A 17,425-nucleotide genomic window follows, 5' to 3' on the forward strand; every position below is an offset into this window, starting at 1 on the left:
GCGCGTCGGCGGGGGTGACAGCGTAGGTAACCACCCAGGCGTAACGTCTTGCTTGCTAGTGTCGAAACAACGCTCGGGGTCTCTCGGCGCCAGGGGTTGGCAGCAACCCGGCGCCGGGTGAACCAGGAGCGATCCCGTACATAGCGCCAGTATCCAGTGAGGTGAAATTGAGCACCAACCCCTTCGATGATGAAGACGGCCGCTTCTTCGTCCTGGTCAACGACGAAGAACAGCACTCTTTGTGGCCGGCCTTCGCAGAGGTTCCAGCCGGATGGCGAGTCGTGTTCGGCGAGGACAGCCGCGCCGCCTGTGTCGAGTACGTGGAGAAGAACTGGACCGACATGCGTCCGAAGAGCTTGCGTGACGCCATGGCCGCGGACGACGCGGCCCGTCAGGGCTCTGTCTGATCCGTCGCGCCCTCGGCGCGGCGTGTTCGCGGCCGCCTGACAGCTCGCGTCCGAGTGACCGCCGATCGCGACCCGCGTCGCGCGGCGGCCACTCGGCCGCGAGTCGAGCCGCGAGCAGCGCAAGCTCGATCTCGCTTCGCTCGAAAAGCGGTTGTCGGGCCGGTACGGTCGCGTTCGGCGTCGAACGCGCATTCCGTTGTGAGGCGGACGCCGTACCGGGCTATGATGACAACCGCTTTCCCGCCTCCTTAGCTCAGTGGTAGAGCACTCGCCTTGTAAGCGAGCGGTCGTCAGTTCAATCCTGACAGGGGGCTCCGTCTGGTTGCTGGGCGTGTAGCTCAGTGGTAGAGGCCGTGCTCGGTGTTGTAAGCGAGCGGTCGTCAGTTCAATCCTGACAGGGGGCTCCGTCTGGTTGCTGGGCGTGTAGCTCAGTGGTAGAGGCCGTGCTCGGTGTTGTAAGCGAGCGGTCGTCAATGCACCCTTGACGCGGGTTCAATGGAGTTGCTGCGCGTGTGCGGCTCACGGATATCGGCCGTGGCCGATGTCGTATGCGCGCGGTCGTCGGTTTCGATCCGGCAGGAACTCACCGGCCACTGCGCGTGTATTCGCTCAGTGGTCGAGGCCGTGGGCCTCGGGGGCGAGCTCGAGGATGCCGGGTGGTTCGTCCTCCCCGAGGGTGGTAGCGGCGAGGCTGCGCGGGATCGGGTCGGCTGGTGCGCGGTCGCTCCAGGGCCTGGACAGGAGCAGGTGGTCCGGTCGCCATCGGGTGCTGGCCGATGTGGCCGGAGTACACCGATGCGGCCGGCGGCCGGAAACAGCTGTCACCGATGTACGGTGAACGCCTCCGAATGCGTCCGGTTCGGATCTGGCCCGGCAACAGGGAACTTCGACAATGCGGTCCGGTGGGAACGGCTCCGGGAAGCGGCCGACCAGTATGACGGTCGATGGCGAACGATCAGCAGATCTGATTACCGACTGACGAGCATGTTTTCGGCTACGAGTCCGTTTGTAGTCTGGTGTGCGCAAACAGGTCTCGTGATGAACCGGATCAGGTCACGCGCAAACACCGGATGGGCTACAAACCAGACATGTGGGCATACTTCGCGCACATTCGGGCGACTCTAGCTCTGTCGGGTTCACCATCTGCCGAAAGTTACTGAGATGTACGAATTCAACGCGTTGCTGCCGACCGTTGCGCGGGCTCGTACGACCCAGGGGGTGCGCGATGACTGAGTTGATCGACTTCTCCGCGGCGCTCATCGAGCCGCAAGCGATCAAGGACGCCGGATACGCGGGCGTCATCGGCTACTTCAGTGATTCCCGTCCGGGCACGAATTTCGGTGCGAAGCCGCTGCGGCGGGAGTATTGCGACCGATTGCGCGCCATCGGGCTCGAGATAGTGACCAATTACCAGTACGGCAAAGGGGAGACGGCGGACTGGAAAGGCGGTTACGCCGCGGGCGTGCGTCATGCGCGGATCGCGCTCGATTACCACTTCGCGGCAGGCGGACCCGGCTTTCGTCCGCTGTATGCCCCGGTCGACGCCAATCCGACGCTGGCGGAGTGGAATTCGCTCATCGCCCCGTTTCTGCGCGGCTGGGCGTCGGTCGTCGGGTTGGAATGGACCGGTATGTACGGCAATGCCCGGTGCATCGACTGGGCGCTCGAGGACGGCGTCGCCAGTTGGTTCTGGCAACACAACTGGTCCGGCGATTCCTCGATCAACGGCGACCATCCGGCCGCGCACATCCATCAGATCCGCATCGACCGCGACCGAGTGGCCGGCGTCGTCGTCGATGTCAACAAAGTCCTCGCCGACGACTACGGCCAGTGGTCGAAGGCTCTGTCGAATCCAGGGGGAGCCGTGCAGAAGCCGGAATACGTCGAATTGGACCGCATGGGCGACTCCGCGTCCAGCCGTCACGGTGCGCGCATCGAGAACTTTCTGCTGCACACCCAGGAAGGCAACGGAACGGCTGAAAGCCTGGCCAACTATCTCAACAATCCGGCGAACGGGGTGAGCTATCACTACACCGTGCGCGACCGCGTGGTGGTCGACGTGGTGGACACCGATCTGGCCAGCTGGTCGGTGCTGGACGCGAACTCGTTCACGATCAACCTCTGCTTCGCGGGCAGCCGCGTCGCGTGGAGCCGGGACGACTGGCTGCGCATCCGCGACGACATCAGGATCGCGGCCTGGCTCGCGGTGCAGGACGCGCGTAAGTACGGGTTCGACACGTATGTCATCGCGCCGCCTTACCAGCGGCGGCAGGGAATCTCCGACCACAAGTACGTCACCGAGTGTCTCCGCATCGGCACGCACACCGACGTGGGACCGAATTTCCCCTGGGACGTTTTCGCCGACGACGTGCGCGCTTTCGCCACCGGCGGGCCCACCGGGTCGGAGCCGAACGCGATCAATGATTGCGCGGCCGCGAATCCATGGCTGGGCGGCCGGATCACGGCGGGTGAGATCGCCACGCCTGACGGTGCCGGCCGCTTCGCCCAGTTCGAGCACGGGTACATCTACTGGCATCCGGACACGGGTGCGCACGCCATCCCGGAGACGCTGTGGGGAAAGTTCGAGGCATTGGGCTGGGAGGCCGGTCCGCTCGGATATCCGATCACCGATCGCGCCCTCTTACCCGGTCCGGACGGCCAGACCGCGGGTGAGGTGCAAGGTTTCCAGGGCGGCGCGCTCTACCGGCGGCAGACGAGCGACACCGTGTGCTGGGTGCACGGCGCGATCCGCGACCGCTGGAACCGCTCGGGTTTCGAGAACGGCCCGCTGGGCTGGCCGACGACCGACGAGATCCCCTGGGACACCGGCACCTACCAGGACTTCGAGCACGGCCGGATCTATTGGACCCCGAGCCAGACGCTGGCCACGGTAGCGGTCGGCGGAGTCGATACACCCCTGCACGACGTAGCGAGCTGACCGCGATAGAAATGGACACCAAGGGTCCGACCGCGACAAGCGGCCGGAACCCACACGATCGAGGCGACAACTGATCTCGCACGAACATGGGTAACTCCTTGGGTACGCCCAGAACACACGTCGCACCCAACGCAGGACCTGAACGCACATCCACCGCCACCCAACTCGTACGGCCTGAATACCCGGAGAGGCGGCTCAGCCGGGGACGTTGGCGCCGTAGCCGAGGTCGCGCAGCGCCTGCTTGATCTTGGTCTGGGCCTCGTCCAGGGACTCCGGGCTCGGGTTCGGATCGGCGCCGGAGATGTCGAAGTCACCGAGCGCGAAGGCCGGGAACACGTGCACGTGCAGGTGCGGCACTTCCAGACCCGCGATCAGCAGACCGGCGCGCGGCGCGTCCCACGCCGCGCGCACGGCCTGGCCGATCTTCTGGGCGACGGCGGTCAGCCGGGCGAAGGTGTCGGCGTCGATGTCCTGCCACTGGTCGATCTCCTTGCGGGGCACCACGAGCGTGTGACCAGGGGTGACCGGGGCGATGGTGAGGAAACCGACGAACTCGTCGTCCTCCCAGACGAAACGGCCCGGGAGCTGACCGGCGATGATCGCGCTGAAGACAGAAGCCATGTCCCGCAGCGTAGACGGGTCCGTGCGCCGCGGCGCCGGCCGCGCGCTACACCGCGACGAAGTGCGACAGGATGCCTTGCACCTCGTAGATGTCCACCTGCCGGTTGAACCGCTTCAGCAGCGGTTCCGCGGTGCCCGCGATCCAGATGGCCAACTCGGCGTCCAGATCGAAGGTGCCCGCGGTCTCCACCGAGAAGTGGGTGATCGCCCGATAGGGAACGCTGTGGTAGCTCACCTTCCGGCCGGTGACGCCCTGCTTGTCGATCAGGATCAGGCGGCGATTCGTGAACAGCATCGCGTCGCGGACCAGCAGGTATGCGGCATACACCTGCTCTCCGTTGCCGAGGAGCTTGGCGTACTCCTGTTGCGCCTGCCCCGGATCGATCCGGCCGGCGTTGCCCATCAGTCCGTCGATCAGACCCATCTCAGCACTTCCTTCGGGTGCTCCGGCGGCACGAGTGGTCAGGCCCCAAGGTGAGGGAAGTGCCGCCACATCGGTTGTCCCCATTCATCATCCCCTTCGTGCGCACCGGCAGCGGCGATCCCGCCGAACGGCTCGTTTAGGCTGTCTGCCGTGCGTGTACTCGTCATCGGTTCCGGAGCCCGTGAACATGCCCTCGTCCTGGCGCTGCGCCGGGACCCCGCGGTGACCGCGCTCTTCGCCGCGCCCGGCAACGCGGGGATCGCCCAGCACGCGCAGGTCCGCCCGGTCGACCCGTGCGCCGCCGAGGACGTGGTCGCGTTGGCCACCGAGGTGGACGCCGACCTGGTGGTGATCGGCCCCGAGGTCCCGCTGGTGCTCGGCGTCGCCGACGCGCTGCGGGTGGCGGGCATCCCGTGCTTCGGGCCGTCGGCCGCGGCCGCCCGGATCGAGGGCTCCAAAGCGTTCGCCAAGGATGTGATGGCCGCTGCGGGCGTGCGCACCGCGCACAGCGAAGTGGTGGACAACCCGGCCGAGCTGGACGACGCGCTGGACCGCTTCGGTCCCACCTGGGTGGTGAAGGACGACGGACTCGCCGCGGGCAAAGGCGTGGTGGTGACCGCGGACCGTTCCGCCGCGCGCGAGCACGGGGCCGAACTGCTCGAGCAGGGCCACCCGGTGCTGCTGGAATCGTTCCTGGACGGCCCGGAAGTCTCGCTGTTCTGCCTGGTCGACGGCGAGACGGTGGTTCCGCTGCTGCCTGCGCAGGACCACAAACGCGTCGGTGACGGCGACACCGGGCCCAACACCGGCGGCATGGGCGCCTACACGCCGCTGCCCTGGCTGCCCGGGGAGACCCTCACCGCGATCGTCGAGGACGTGGTGCAGCCCGTCGCCGCCGAACTGGTGCGGCGGGGCAGCGGTTTCTCCGGCCTGCTGTACGCCGGGCTGGCGATCGGCGCGGCCGGCCCCGCCGTGGTCGAGTTCAACTGCCGCTTCGGCGATCCCGAGACGCAAGCGGTGCTGGCGTTGCTGGACAGCCCGCTCGGCGAGCTGCTGCACGCCACCGCCACCGGCACGCTGGCGCAGGTCGAGCCGCCGCGCTGGCGCGACGGCGCCGCGGTCACCGTGGTGCTCGCCGCCGAGAACTACCCGGGCCGCCCGCGCCTGGGCGACGCGATCTCGGGTGCGGGCGAGGGCGCGTCCGACGAAACCGCGACGGTGCTGCACGCGGGCACCACGCAGCGCGAGGACGGGGCCCTGGTCTCCGCGGGCGGACGGGTGCTGAACGTGGTCGGCGTCGGCGCCGACCTCGCCGAGGCCCGCACCCGCGCCTACGAGCGCATCGCCGCGATCAAACTGCCGGGCAGCCACTACCGCACGGACATCGGCCTGGCCGCCGTCGAAGGCCGCATCGAGGTCTGATTCCGCGGCTCGGCGGCCGCCGCCGTTCAGCCGAAGGTGAGTCCGCGCATCGCCAGCCACTGCTGCGGGTCCACGTGCTGTCCGCCGACGATCACCTCGAAGTGCAGGTGCGGGCCGGTGGAGTCGCCGCGGTTGCCCATGCGGGCGATCTGCATTCCCGCGGGCACCCGTTCGCCGACCGAGACGAAGAAGTCGTACATGTGCCCGTAGACGGTGATGCTGCCGTCGTCGTGGCGGATCCGCACCCAGAGGCCGAAGCCCTGCGCCGGTCCGGCATCGATGACTGTACCGTCGGCGACCGCGTAGATCGGGGTGCCGATCGGGCCCGCGATATCGATGCCGTTGTGGAAGGTGCCCCAGCGGGACCCGAAGCCCGAGGTGAAGATGCCGCGCGTGGGCAGTGCGAAGCCCCTGCCGCCCGGCGCGAGCGCCCCGGGCTGCACCGGTGCGGTGCCGGTCATCCACGGCTGACGCTCGCCGGCGACGGCGGCGGCCGCCTCGGCCTTCGCGCGTTCGAGCGTCGCGCGCGCGGCGGCCGCGACCACCGCCTGCTCCCGCAGCCGCTCGCCGTTGGCGATCGCGTTCAGCAATCTGGTCACCGAGGGCGGGGTGTTCTGCATCTGCGGTGGGTACGCGACGGCGACGAGCTGGGCGCGATCCGGCGCCGGAGTGCGATCGGTGACCATCCCGGCGAACGACGTGTCGCCCGCGGCGAACACCGAGGTCACGGCGAGCCCGGCCAGCAGCACCTTGTGCTTGCGCGCCAACGCGAGCACCTGCTCGCCGGTGGGTTTGCGCCGCCACAGGTCGCGAGGATCCGGTCTGCGCTCCCACACCTGCCCGCGGCGTGCCCACAGGGCGCGCGGATCGATCTCGTCGCCGCCGAGCAGCCGCCTTCGGGGTCGCGGCGAGCGCGCGCGCCAATCGCGCGGAATGATGCCGATGCCGGCCACTCCGCGCACTCGGTCGAGCCCGTCTCGTCGAGCCTTATCGAGCATCGGGTAGACCATAACCGCGACCGTGCGGTGAAGCGTGCTCTACCGTCTGTCGAGTGTCCAGAGAATCTCGCCGGTCGACCATTCCACCTTTCTACGTGATGGATGTGTGGAAAGCCGCCGCGGAACGCGCCCGGACGCACGGTGATGTGCTCGTGCTCGCGGCGGGACAACCGTCGACACCCGCGCCCGCGCCGGTCCTGCGCGCGACCGAACTGGCCATCCAGTCCGAATTGCTCGGTTACACGGAGACTTTCGGCATCCTCGCGATTCGCGAAGCGATCGCCGAGCACCATCGCGAGACCTATGGTTACCAGGTCCACCCGGACGACGTGGTCGTGACGACCGGCTCGTCCGGCGCGTTCTCGCTGATCTTCCTCGCCGCCTTCGACCCGGGGGACACCGTCGTGGTCGCGCGTCCCGGCTATCCGGCCTATCGCAACACGCTCGCCGCGCTCGGCTGCCGTGTGCTGGAGCTGGACTGCGGCGCCCAGACCAGATTCCAGCCCACCGTCGCCATGCTCGAGGCGCTGCCCGAGCCGCCCGCCGGTCTGGTGGTGGCCAGCCCCGCCAACCCGACCGGCACCATGATCGCGCCCGCGGAACTCGCCGCGCTCGCCCGATGGTGCGAGGAGCACGGCACCCTGCTCATCTCCGACGAGATCTACCACGGCATCACCTACGACAGCGCGGGCGCCGACAGCGCGACCTCATCGGCCTGGGAGACCTCGCGGGAATCGGTGGTGATCGGCTCGGTCTCCAAGTACTTCTCCATGACGGGCTGGCGGCTGGGCTGGATGCTGGTGCCGAGCGGGCTGCGGCCCGCGTTGCAGCGCCTGGCCTCGAACCTGACCGTCTGCCCGCCCGCCATCTCGCAGTACGCGGCGCTGCACGCGTTCGGCGCGGAGGCGAAGGAGGAACTCGACGGGCACGTCCGGCGCTATGCGGTGAACCGGCGATTGCTGCTGGACGGGCTGCCGAAATTGGGCATCACCGACCTCGCCCCGGCCGACGGCGCTTTCTACGCCTACGCCGACATCGGTCACCTCACCGACGATTCTCGCGCTTGGTGCGCCGACGTGCTGCGGCACACCGGTGTCGCGCTCGCACCGGGGGTCGATTTCGACACCGTCAACGGACACCGCACGGTCCGCTTCTCGTTCGCCGGAGCGACCGCGGACATCGAGGCGGCGCTGCTGCGTCTAGGGCACTATCTCGCCGTTTGAAAGACCCGTCCGGCAACAACTTTTCGCAGTTCGGCACCCTGGCCGCGCGGATGCGGTAAAACAACGATGGTTGCTTTTCCTCGCCGATTTCCCCTGGAAGAACTGATGACGACTGGCACGATGGCACGGTGATCACCGCGACGACCCCGAAAGGCGAACGGCGTCGCCAGGCTTTGATAGCCGCCGCTGCCGAGCTCCTGCTCGAAGGCGGGTTCGAGGCGGTGCGGCACCGTTCGGTTGCGACGCGCGCTGATCTGCCCCTGGCGTCGACCACCTACTACTTCGAATCCCTGGACGACCTGATCGCCCGGGCGGTCGAGTTCAGCGGCATGGCCGAACTGGACGCGATGCGCAGGCGAGTCGGCGAAGTGAGCCACCGCCGCCGCGGCGCGGAGGCGACCGTCGACCTGGTGCTCGATCTGCTCGTGGGCAGTGACGGCCCCGACGAAGGCGCGCGGGGGCAGCTCATCGCCCGCTACGAGCGCTCGGTCGCCTCGGCGCGGCACCCGGAGCTGCGCGAAGTCCAGCTGCGGCTGCGCGCCCAGCTGGACGAGTTGCTGGCCGACGTGCTGCGCCGCTCCGACCGGATGGTGCGGCCGGAGCAGTTGCGCAGGCTGGTCGCGGTGGTGGACGGCGCCGTGGTCGCCGCGCTCACCGAGATGGACCCGGAGCCGCGGCGGATGGCCCGCGGCGCGTTGCTGGAAGTGATCGACATAGTCGCGCCTCCGGCCCGGGGCACGCCCCCCGATGCGGCCTACGCGACCACGGACGGCCCCGTGCGTGCCACGCCCCAGCAAGTGGATCGTTACCGAGCACTAGACTGACCGGACGTGAGCATCGTCCCCAATGTCCTGGCCACCCGTTACGCCAGTCCCGAGCTGGTGCACTTGTGGTCGCCGGAGCACAAGATCGTGCTGGAGCGGCGGCTGTGGCTGGAGGTGCTGCGGGCCCAGGCGGAACTGGGCGTCGATGTGCCCGAGGGAGTGGTCGCCGACTATGAGCGGGTGCTCGACGAGGTGGACCTCGCCTCCATCGCCGAACGCGAGCGGGTCACCCGGCACGACGTGAAGGCGCGCATCGAGGAGTTCAACGCGCTGGCCGGGCACGAGCACGTGCACAAGGGCATGACCAGCCGCGACCTCACCGAGAACGTGGAACAGTTGCAGATCCGGCTCTCGCTCGAGCACGTGCACGCGCACGGCGTCGCGATCGCCGCGCGGCTGGCCGAGCGCGCCGCCGAATACCAGGCGCTCGTGATGGCGGGCCGCTCGCACAACGTCGCGGCGCAGGCCACCACGCTCGGGAAGCGGTTCGCCTCGGCCGCCGACGAATTGCTGATCGCGCTGACCCGGCTGCGTGAGCTGATCGACCGCTATCCGCTGCGCGGAATCAAGGGTCCGATGGGTACCGCGCAGGACATGCTCGACCTGCTCGGCGGCGACCCCGCCAAGCTCGCCCGGCTGGAGCAGCAGGTGGCCAGGCACCTGGGTTTCGCCACCGTGCTCACCAGCGTGGGCCAGGTCTACCCGCGCTCGCTGGATCACGACGTGCTCTCCACCCTGGTGCAGGTGGGCGCGGGTCCGTCCTCGTTCGCGCACACCATCCGGCTGATGGCCGGGCACGAGCTGGTCACCGAGGGCTTCCAGCCCGGACAGGTAGGCAGCTCGGCGATGCCGCACAAGATGAACACCCGCTCCTGCGAGCGGGTCAACGGCCTGCAGGTGGTGCTGCGCGGTTACGCCTCGATGGCCGCCGAGCTGGCGGGCGCGCAGTGGAACGAGGGCGACGTGTTCTGCTCGGTGGTCCGCCGCGTCGCGCTGCCGGACGCGTTCTTCGCCATCGACGGGATGATGGAAACCTTCCTCACGGTGCTGGCCGAGTTCGGCGCCTATCCGGCGGTGATCGCCCGCGAACTGGACCGGTACCTGCCCTTCCTCGCCACCACCCGCATCCTCATGGCGGCCGTCCGCACCGGTGTCGGCCGCGAGACCGCGCACGAGGTCATCAAGGAGCACGCCGTCGCGGTCGCCCTGGCCATGCGCGAGCAGGGGCGCGAACCCGATCTCCTGGATCGCCTCGCCGCCGACGCGCGCCTGCCCCTCGATCGCCCTGCCCTCGACGCGGCACTGGCCGACAAGTCCGTCTTCGTCGGCGCGGCCGAAGCCCAGGTCGCCGATGTCATCGGCCAAGTGCAGAAACTGGTCGACCGGTACCCGGACGCGGCGCGGTACTCGCCGTCGCCGATCCTGTAGCGGGACTGCGCCTTTCGCGACGACATCGCTCGTCGGCCTGGTCGGGGGCCGGTATCGTCCCCCCGTGCCTTTCCACGCTTTCCGATGCCATCGCCTGGGCATTCGGCGCGGGTGGGAACTGGAAGGCGATGGTGACCCCACTGGTGCGGGCCGTGGTTGCTGTCGGAGACCACCCCGAACAGCGCGAAACCCGACTGCCCACCGTCCGGTGAAGAGCCGGGTCCACTTCTCCCAGCTACTGCCAGGAGCTGATTCGATGGTACCGCACGTGTTGTGTTCGGGGCTACGTGATTGCGTAGCCCGAACACAACAGGTGACCGCATAGGCTGCGGGTCGTGAATCCGTACACGATTTTCGCCGATATCGTCGCCGGGCGGGCGCCGTCGAGCAAGGTCTACGAGGACGACGATGTCCTGGCGTTCATGGACATTCGGCCGATGACGCCGGGGCATCTGCTGGTGGTGCCGAAGGTGGCGGCGCGCAGTCTGGCGGAGCTCGATCCGGTCGTCGGGGGGAAGCTGTTCCAGGTGGGACAGCGGCTCGCGGCGGCGCTGCGGACCAGTGAGGTCGGGTGCGACGGCGTCAATTTCTTTCTCGCGGACGGGGTGACGGCCGGGCAGGAGGTGTTTCACGTGCACTTGCACGTCATCCCGCGGACTCCCGGCGACGGTTTCGGCCTGCGCGGCCGTCCGACCAGTCCGCGGCGGGAAGACCTGGACTATCTCGCCACCTCGATCCGAGGCGCACTGAAGGATTGAGCATGGAACGTTCCGCACCGCGCCCGCGAACTCGAGCGGCTCGCCCGGTGTTCCACAGTGCCGGTTCGCGCAAAGGCGACTCGTGAACAGCGGCCGCCGATCGCCGAGCCGGATGCCGGAATCGCGGCGTCCGGCCCGGCACCGTGCACGGCCTCCGAGCGCGAGTCGCCGGGTGGCGCTGCCGAGGACCGCCCAATCCTCGAGAGCGACGAGTCAGTCGCGCACCAATTCGGCCGCCGTCCAGTTCGGATAGTCGCTGTAGCCCTCGGCGGTGCGGCCGTACAGGAACTCTTCGCGAATGGGGGCCAGCGGTAGGTCGTAGCGGATGCGGTGCACGAGATCGGGGTTGGCGATGAACGGCCTGCCGAAGGAGACCAGGTCGGCGAGGCCGGCGCCCAGCGTCGCCTCCGCGCCCGCCGCGGTGGTCGGCGCACGGTTCTCGCCGATGTTCGCGATGAGTGTGCCGTGCCAGCGCGGGCGCAGATCGCGCAGCGCGGGGTAGTGGTCGTTGTCGGTGAGGTGCAGGTAGGCCAGGCCGCGTCGGTCGAGTTCGGTGACGAGGGCGCGGTAGAGCGGAGCCGGGTCGGCCTCGGACATGTTGAACTGCGGGTTGCCCGGGGAGAGCCGGATCGCGGTGTACTCGGCGCCGATGGCGTCGGTCACCGCGTCCACCACGGCGAGAGGAAGCCGCATGCGGTTGACGATCGAACCCCCGTACTCGTCGTCGCGCAGGTTGGTGTTGTCGGCCAGGAACTGGTGCGGCAGATAGCTGTTGGCAGCGTGGATCTCGACACCGTCGAAGCCCGCCGCCACGGCATTGCGTGCGGCGGCGGCGTAGTGCCGCACGGCGGCCTCGATGCCGGCGCGGTCGAGCGCGGCGGGCGTGATCGGGTCGGCCTTGCTGCCGTCGATCAGATGCACCCGGTCGTCGTCCACCACCGCCGACGGTCCCGCGGGCCAGGAACCATCGATCCGGGCGAGCGGATGACCCTTGCGTCCGCCGTGCATGAGCTGCGCGAAGATCCGCCCGCCGCGCGCGTGCACGGCCTCGGTGACCCGCCGCCACGCCGCGACATGCGCGGGCGTCTGCAATCCGGGGACCCACGCTTCGCTCTGGCCGGTCGAGTGCGGCCAGATGCCCTCGGTGACGATGAGCCCGGCCGTCGCGCGCTGGGCGTAATAGTCGGCGACGGCATCGGTCGGCGAGCCGTCCGGCAGCGAGCGCAGCCGGGTCATCGGCGACATGACGATCCGGTTGGGCAGGTCGAGCGGATGGTTGCGGTATTCGGTCAACAGCAGCATGGCTGTACCGTAAAACCTGACATCGATGTTAGGTCAAGGAGCGAATGTGCGGATCGGTGAACTCGCCGAGCGGACCGGCGTGAGCGTCCGGTCACTGCGGTACTACGAGAGCAAGGGCCTGCTGAGCTCGGAACGCACCTCCGGTGGGCAGCGGGAGTATCCCGAGGCGGCGGTCGACCGGGTCCGGCGCATCCAGGAGATGTTCGCCGCCGGGCTGCACAGCGACACGATCGGTGAACTGCTGCCGTGCATCCACGATGTCGACGGCACGCCCAATGCCGCGGCGACGCCGTTCCTGGTGGAAAAGCTCACCGAGGAACGCGCCAGGATCGATCAGGCGATGCGCGACCTGCGCCGGACCAGCGACGTGCTCGACGGCATCATCCGTGCGGCGGGCGGGCAAGCCGCCGAACAGTAGGGTGGACGCCATGGCTCTCGACAGCGGAACGATCTCCGAAACGGGTAGCGGCGCGGTGACGCCGCCGGTCGCCGAGACGGTGCCCACCGAGCGGGTGCACCACGGCGACGTCTTCGTCGACGAGTACGAGTGGCTGCGGGACAAGGAGAATCCCGACGTCATCGCCTATCTGGAGGCGGAGAACGCCTACACCGAGGCGCAGACCGAGCACCTGAGCACCCTGCGCGAGACGATCTTCGACGAGATCAAGGCGCGCACGCAGGAGACCGATCTGTCGGTGCCGACCCGGCTGGGCGACTACTGGTACTACTCGCGCAGCTTCGAGGGCAAGCAGTACGGCGTGCACTGCCGGTGCCCGATCGCCGAGGGCGCCGAAGGCATCGATGCGTGGACCCCGCCGCAGCTGAGCGCCGATACCGAGGTCCCGGGCGAACAGGTGCTGCTCGACAGCAACGAACTGGCCGAAGGGCACGATTTCTTCGCCCTCGGCGCGTTCTCGATCAGCCATGACGGAACTCTGCTCGCCTACTCGGTGGACAACGTGGGCGACGAACGGTACGTGCTGCGCTTCAAGGATCTGCGCACCGGCGAACTGCTCGGCGACGAGATCGCGGGCACCGCACCGGGCGCGACCTGGTCGCTGGACGGCAGCCATGTCTTCTATCAGACCGTCGACGAGTCGTGGCGGCCCGACACGGTGTGGCGGCACCGGCTGGGCAGCACCGATCCCGACGTCAAGGTGTTCCACGAGCCCGACGAGCGCTACTGGGTGAGCATCGGCGCCAGCCGCTCGGAGAAATACCTGATGATCTGGGTCGGGTCCAAGATCACCAGCGAGGGCTGGGTGCTGGCGTCCGACGATCCGGAGGGCGAGTTCCGGGTGCTGCTGCCGCGCCGGGAGGGCGTCGAGTACTCCGCCGAGCACGCGGTGATCGGTGGCGAGGACCGCTTCCTCATCCTGCACAACGACGTGGTCGACGGCGTGAAGGCGCAGAACTTCGTGCTGGCCGAGGCGCCGGTCGACGATCCGTCGAACCTGACCCAGCTGATCGCGCATCGCGAGGACGTGCGGCTCGAGGACATCGACGCCTTCCGCGACCACTTGGTGCTCAGCTACCGGCGCGAGGCGCTCACCCGGATCGCGGTGTGGCCGCTGACCGACGCCGGTTACGGCGAGCGCCGGGAACTCGACTTCGATCTCGAACTCTTCGCCGTCGGCGTGGGATCCAACCCCGAGTGGGCTCAGCCGACCCTGCGCATCGGGCTGACCTCCTTCATCACGCCGATGCAGGTGTTCGACTACGTCCCGGCCACCGGTGAGCTGCTGTTGCGCAAGGAACAGCCGGTGCTCGGCGGCTACGACGCCGACGACTACGAACAGCAGCGGGAGTGGGCGGTCGCCGCGGACGGCACCCGGATTCCGATCTCGCTGGTGCGGAAGAAGACCACCGCGGCCGACGGACCGAAGCCGTTGCTGCTCTACGGCTACGGCTCCTACGAGGCGAGCATCGACCCGTCCTTCTCGGTCGCCCGCCTGTCGCTGCTGGATCGCGGCATGATCTTCGCGGTGGCGCACGTGCGCGGCGGCGGCGAGATGGGCAGGCTCTGGTACGAGCACGGCAAGACGCTCACCAAGAAGAACACCTTCACCGACTTCGTGGCCGCCGCGCGGCATCTCGTCGACACCGGGGTCACCGCCGCGGACCGGATGGTCGCCGATGGTGGCAGCGCGGGCGGACTGCTGGTCGGTGCGGTGGCGAATCTTGCCCCCGAGCTGTTCGCGGGCATCCTGGCGAACGTGCCGTTCGTCGATCCGCTCACCTCCATCCTGGATCCGTCGCTCCCGCTGACCGTGATCGAGTGGGACGAGTGGGGCAACCCGCTGGCGGACAAGGACGTCTACGAATACATGAAGTCCTACTCGCCCTACGAGAACGTCGAGGCCAAGGATTATCCGGCGATTCTGGCCATCACCAGCCTGAACGACACCCGGGTGCTCTACGTCGAGCCCGCCAAGTGGATCGCCAAGCTGCGCGCCACCGCGACCGGCGACGCCCCCCTGTTGCTGAAGACGGAGATGAGCGCGGGCCACGGCGGGGTCAGCGGACGGTACGAGAAATGGCGGGAAGTGGCCTTCGAGCACGCTTGGGTGCTGGACACGGTCGGTCTCGCCGACGCATAGCGCACCGGCTGCCGAGCCCGGCGGCGCGCCGACCGCGGGGCGCCGGCTCGGCACAGGCGTGGTGGAGAGTTCGCCACCTGGTCATACAGTCTGCACATCACGGACACGTGCGGCTGGCACCGTGGGGTCATGAACGCTGAGCTGATCGTATCGATCTCCGGGATCAGGAACACAACCCGGGACGCGGCGATGGATTTCGCCGAGGAGATGGATCGGCGCGGCGTGCCGCTCTCGCTGCTGGTCGCGCCGCGGCTGAAGGGCAAGTACCGATTGCTCGACGACCCGGCGACGCAGGCCTGGCTGCGCGGCAGGCGGGCCCGCGGCGATGCCATCGTGCTGCACGGGTACGACCAGGCGGCCACCAAGCGGCGGCGCGCCGAGTTCGCGACGCTGCCCCGGCACGAGGCGCGGTTGCGGCTGACTGCTGCGGATCGGGTGATGGAGCAGGCCGACCTGCGCACCCGGCTGTTCGCGGCTCCGCGCTGGGATGCCTCGGCGGGCGCGCTGGACGCACTGCCCGAGGTCGGTTTCCGGCTGGCGCTCGGCCTCGCCTCGATCATCGACCTGGAGCGCAACACAGCGCAGAAATCCAGGGTGTACGGCATCGGCGAGGGGTTCCGCGCGGAGCCCTGGTGGTGCCGCGCGCTGGTCATGGGCGCCGCGCGGACCGCCCGGCGCGGCGGTGTGCTGCGGCTGGCCGTGTCCGCCCCCCAGTTGGCGCGCTCTGGTCCGCGCCAGGCCATGCTCGACGCCGTCGACCTGGCACTGTTCCACGGTGCGGCGGCCGCGACCTACCGATGGGAGCAATTCCCGGCCGTTCGCGCCGCATGACTGACGCCGTGGGTGAGGGTGGGTCGGCCCCGTCACCCGCGGCCGGTCGGGAGCTTCGCGCGACCGATCGGCGCCGCCGCCCGCGAATGGCGTAGCCGGGCGGCGGCGCTGTCACGTTCAGGACGGAGCGACCTTCGTCTCCGCGACGGCCGGCGTCGCGTCGTGCGTGAAGCCGCCCGCCTCCGCGCGCGTGAGCGAGGTCGAGAACGGCCGCTCCCGTAGCTGGTCCATGCAGCGGCGGAGGTCGGCGAGCAGCAGATCGGCCATGTCGACAGTGAAACCGTGGCGCAGTACCGCGCGCATCACCGTCTCCTCGTTCCGGTCGGCCGGCAGCGGATAGGCCGCGATCAGCCAGCCGCGCGAGCGCAGCCGATCGGACAGGTCGTAGAGGTTGAAGCCGGGATCGCCGCTCAGGCGCCAGCACACGGCCGTGATGCCGCGCTGCGGATCGCCGTCGTGGATCAGGTCGAAGGCCCCCAGCTCACGTACTCCCGCGGCCAGATGCTGCGCCGCCCGGTAGATCGCGGACTGTACCCGGGCGTAGCCGGTGCGTCCCAGGCGAATGAACTGGTAGTACTGCGTGATGGCCTGACCGCCGGGCCGGGAGAAGTTCAGGTTGAAGGTGGCCATGCTGCCGCCGAGGTAATCGACGTCGAAGATCAATTCCTCCGGCAGGTCCGCGGCCTCGCGCCAGATCGCCCAGCCCGCGCCGAGCGGTGCCAGCCCGGTCTTGTGGCCGGAGGCATTGATCGACTTCACCCTGGGCAACCGGAAATCCCACACCAGCTCCGGCGCGGCGAAGGGGGCGAGGAAACCGCCGCTGGCCGCGTCGACGTGGATCGGGATGTTCCAGCCCTTTTCGTGCTGCAACGTGTCGAGCGCCGCGCTGATCCCGGCGACGTCTTCGAACAGTCCGGTATAGGTCTGTCCGAAGGTGGGCACGACCATCATGGTGTTCGCGTCGCAGTACGCCGCGAGGTCGTCGGGGTGCATGGTGAGCCGGTCGCCCCGCAGCGGGATCTGCCGGATCTCGACGTCGAAGTAGCGCGCGAACTTCTCCCAGCAGACCTGAACCGGTCCGCATACGAAGTTGGGCGTCCCGCTGCCGCCACGCTTGCGCCAGCGGAATTTCGCCGCCAGACCGCCGAGCATGGCCGCCTCGCTGGACCCGATGGTCGAGGTGCCGTGCGTCCCGGCCGGATCCGGCGCGTGCCACAGGTCGGCGACCATCCGGACGGCGCGGCGCTCCAGCTCGGCCGTCTGCGGGTACTCGTCCTTGTCCACGATGTTCTTGTCCAGGCATTCGGCCATCAGCCTGCGCGCCTGGTCGTCCACCCACGTGGTGCAGAACGTGGCCAGGTTCATCCTGGAGACGCCGTCGAGCAGCAGCTCATCGTGCACGATCTCGTAGGCCACCTGCGGAAACATCTCGTGCGGCGGAAATCCGGCCCGCGGCGCGGACCGGCTGAGCCCGGGCAGGGCGAATAAGTCATCGGCTGCTTCGGACATGTGAACGGCCTCCCGATTCGACTGGTGTGCGGGCGTGCCTGCTGAGGATGCCAGCAGTTTGCCAGCAACCTCGATCCTCAGCTTGGCACACCCTTTCCACCACTGGACGCACTTCGCGCCTACGGTGCGTCCCGCCCGGA

The 17,425-nt window shown here is 68.8% G+C and carries 15 protein-coding genes and 1 tRNA gene; 11 read left to right on the top strand and 5 right to left on the bottom strand.

Translation table 11 applies throughout. From position 1 onward, the window contains the following. Positions 1 to 167: 167 nt before the first annotated feature. The 3 genes from GVY64_RS16210 (at position 168) to GVY64_RS16220 (ending at position 3,345) form a co-directional block, all read left to right on the top strand. The gene (locus GVY64_RS16210) at positions 168 to 407 is read left to right on the top strand and encodes an MbtH family protein (protein ID WP_067795192.1); all 240 of its coding nucleotides are present in this window, start codon (positions 168 to 170) and stop codon (positions 405 to 407) included. 242 nt (positions 408 to 649) lie between these two features. After that, positions 650 to 721, top strand: a tRNA-Thr gene (locus GVY64_RS16215). Between the two features lie 911 nt (positions 722 to 1,632). Beyond that, positions 1,633 to 3,345, top strand: a complete 1,713-nt coding sequence (locus GVY64_RS16220; RefSeq protein WP_159842164.1) for a glycoside hydrolase domain-containing protein — start codon at positions 1,633 to 1,635, stop codon at positions 3,343 to 3,345. A 195-nt stretch (positions 3,346 to 3,540) separates the two neighbouring features. Here GVY64_RS16220 and GVY64_RS16225 read toward each other — a convergent pair whose 3' ends face one another. Together GVY64_RS16225 and GVY64_RS16230 are read right to left on the bottom strand one after the other, a co-directional pair. Further along, complete coding sequence (locus tag GVY64_RS16225) at positions 3,541 to 3,966, bottom strand: HIT family protein (protein WP_159842166.1); 426 nt, start codon at positions 3,964 to 3,966, stop codon at positions 3,541 to 3,543. A 46-nt stretch (positions 3,967 to 4,012) separates the two neighbouring features. After that, complete coding sequence (locus tag GVY64_RS16230; protein ID WP_043718981.1) at positions 4,013 to 4,390, bottom strand: PH domain-containing protein; 378 nt, start codon at positions 4,388 to 4,390, stop codon at positions 4,013 to 4,015. 150 nt (positions 4,391 to 4,540) lie between these two features. Here GVY64_RS16230 and purD point away from each other — a divergent pair, with 150 nt between their 5' ends. After that, positions 4,541 to 5,812, top strand: coding sequence for a phosphoribosylamine--glycine ligase (purD, locus tag GVY64_RS16235; protein WP_159842168.1), 1,272 nt, complete (start codon positions 4,541 to 4,543; stop codon positions 5,810 to 5,812). A 26-nt stretch (positions 5,813 to 5,838) separates the two neighbouring features. Here the strand turns inward: purD and GVY64_RS16240 are convergent, their stop codons facing one another. Beyond that, positions 5,839 to 6,810: a M23 family metallopeptidase gene (locus tag GVY64_RS16240; RefSeq protein WP_159842170.1), complete on the bottom strand. Its 972-nt coding sequence runs from the start codon at positions 6,808 to 6,810 to the stop codon at positions 5,839 to 5,841. Between the two features lie 53 nt (positions 6,811 to 6,863). On the opposite strand from GVY64_RS16240, the gene GVY64_RS16245 reads away from it, so the two are divergent. The 4 genes from GVY64_RS16245 to GVY64_RS16260 all read left to right on the top strand — a co-directional run bounded on the left by GVY64_RS16245 (position 6,864) and on the right by GVY64_RS16260 (position 11,043). Beyond that, the gene (locus GVY64_RS16245; RefSeq protein WP_159842172.1) at positions 6,864 to 8,033 is read left to right on the top strand and encodes a pyridoxal phosphate-dependent aminotransferase; all 1,170 of its coding nucleotides are present in this window, start codon (positions 6,864 to 6,866) and stop codon (positions 8,031 to 8,033) included. 128 nt (positions 8,034 to 8,161) lie between these two features. Beyond that, complete coding sequence (locus GVY64_RS16250) at positions 8,162 to 8,857, top strand: TetR/AcrR family transcriptional regulator (protein ID WP_236566867.1); 696 nt, start codon at positions 8,162 to 8,164, stop codon at positions 8,855 to 8,857. A gap of 6 nt (positions 8,858 to 8,863) precedes the next feature. Next, entirely contained in the window at positions 8,864 to 10,285 is a 1,422-nt protein-coding gene (purB, locus tag GVY64_RS16255) for an adenylosuccinate lyase (protein WP_159842174.1), read from the top strand. Between the two features lie 335 nt (positions 10,286 to 10,620). Continuing rightward, the gene (locus tag GVY64_RS16260) at positions 10,621 to 11,043 is read left to right on the top strand and encodes an HIT family protein (RefSeq protein WP_159842176.1); all 423 of its coding nucleotides are present in this window, start codon (positions 10,621 to 10,623) and stop codon (positions 11,041 to 11,043) included. 213 nt (positions 11,044 to 11,256) lie between these two features. On the opposite strand, the gene GVY64_RS16265 is transcribed toward GVY64_RS16260, so the two are convergent. Beyond that, positions 11,257 to 12,345, bottom strand: a complete 1,089-nt coding sequence (locus GVY64_RS16265) for an alkene reductase (RefSeq protein WP_159842178.1) — start codon at positions 12,343 to 12,345, stop codon at positions 11,257 to 11,259. Positions 12,346 to 12,391: 46 nt separating this feature from the next. On the opposite strand from GVY64_RS16265, the gene GVY64_RS16270 reads away from it, so the two are divergent. From GVY64_RS16270 to GVY64_RS16280, 3 genes are all read left to right on the top strand, one after another. After that, entirely contained in the window at positions 12,392 to 12,763 is a 372-nt protein-coding gene (locus GVY64_RS16270; RefSeq protein ID WP_159842180.1) for a MerR family transcriptional regulator, read from the top strand. Positions 12,764 to 12,773: 10 nt separating this feature from the next. Continuing rightward, positions 12,774 to 14,945 (top strand): S9 family peptidase, encoded by a 2,172-nt coding sequence (locus tag GVY64_RS16275; protein ID WP_159842182.1) that lies wholly within the window; start codon positions 12,774 to 12,776, stop codon positions 14,943 to 14,945. Positions 14,946 to 15,074: 129 nt separating this feature from the next. Beyond that, entirely contained in the window at positions 15,075 to 15,776 is a 702-nt protein-coding gene (locus tag GVY64_RS16280; RefSeq protein ID WP_159842184.1) for a DUF2334 domain-containing protein, read from the top strand. 117 nt (positions 15,777 to 15,893) lie between these two features. Here the strand turns inward: GVY64_RS16280 and GVY64_RS16285 are convergent, their stop codons facing one another. Continuing rightward, complete coding sequence (locus GVY64_RS16285) at positions 15,894 to 17,285, bottom strand: glutamate decarboxylase (protein WP_159842186.1); 1,392 nt, start codon at positions 17,283 to 17,285, stop codon at positions 15,894 to 15,896. Between the last annotated feature and the right edge of the window lie 140 nt (positions 17,286 to 17,425).

Origin of the sequence: Nocardia sp. CY41 (assembly GCF_009829325.1) — a bacterium.
GTDB lineage: Bacteria > Actinomycetota > Actinomycetes > Mycobacteriales > Mycobacteriaceae > Nocardia.

Bases quoted from the DNA above. Each gene is read 5' to 3' on its own strand.
- GVY64_RS16240 (WP_159842170.1), bottom strand. From the start codon at position 6,810: ATGCTCGATAAGGCTCGACGAGACGGGCTCGACCGAGTGCGCGGAGTG.
- GVY64_RS16280 (WP_159842184.1), top strand. From the start codon at position 15,075: ATGAACGCTGAGCTGATCGTATCGATCTCCGGGATCAGGAACACAACC.
- GVY64_RS16285 (WP_159842186.1), bottom strand. From the start codon at position 17,285: ATGTCCGAAGCAGCCGATGACTTATTCGCCCTGCCCGGGCTCAGCCGG.
- GVY64_RS16265 (WP_159842178.1), bottom strand. From the start codon at position 12,345: ATGCTGCTGTTGACCGAATACCGCAACCATCCGCTCGACCTGCCCAAC.
- GVY64_RS16220 (WP_159842164.1), top strand. From the start codon at position 1,633: ATGACTGAGTTGATCGACTTCTCCGCGGCGCTCATCGAGCCGCAAGCG.
- GVY64_RS16225 (WP_159842166.1), bottom strand. From the start codon at position 3,966: ATGGCTTCTGTCTTCAGCGCGATCATCGCCGGTCAGCTCCCGGGCCGT.
- GVY64_RS16275 (WP_159842182.1), top strand. From the start codon at position 12,774: ATGGCTCTCGACAGCGGAACGATCTCCGAAACGGGTAGCGGCGCGGTG.
- GVY64_RS16230 (WP_043718981.1), bottom strand. From the start codon at position 4,390: ATGGGTCTGATCGACGGACTGATGGGCAACGCCGGCCGGATCGATCCG.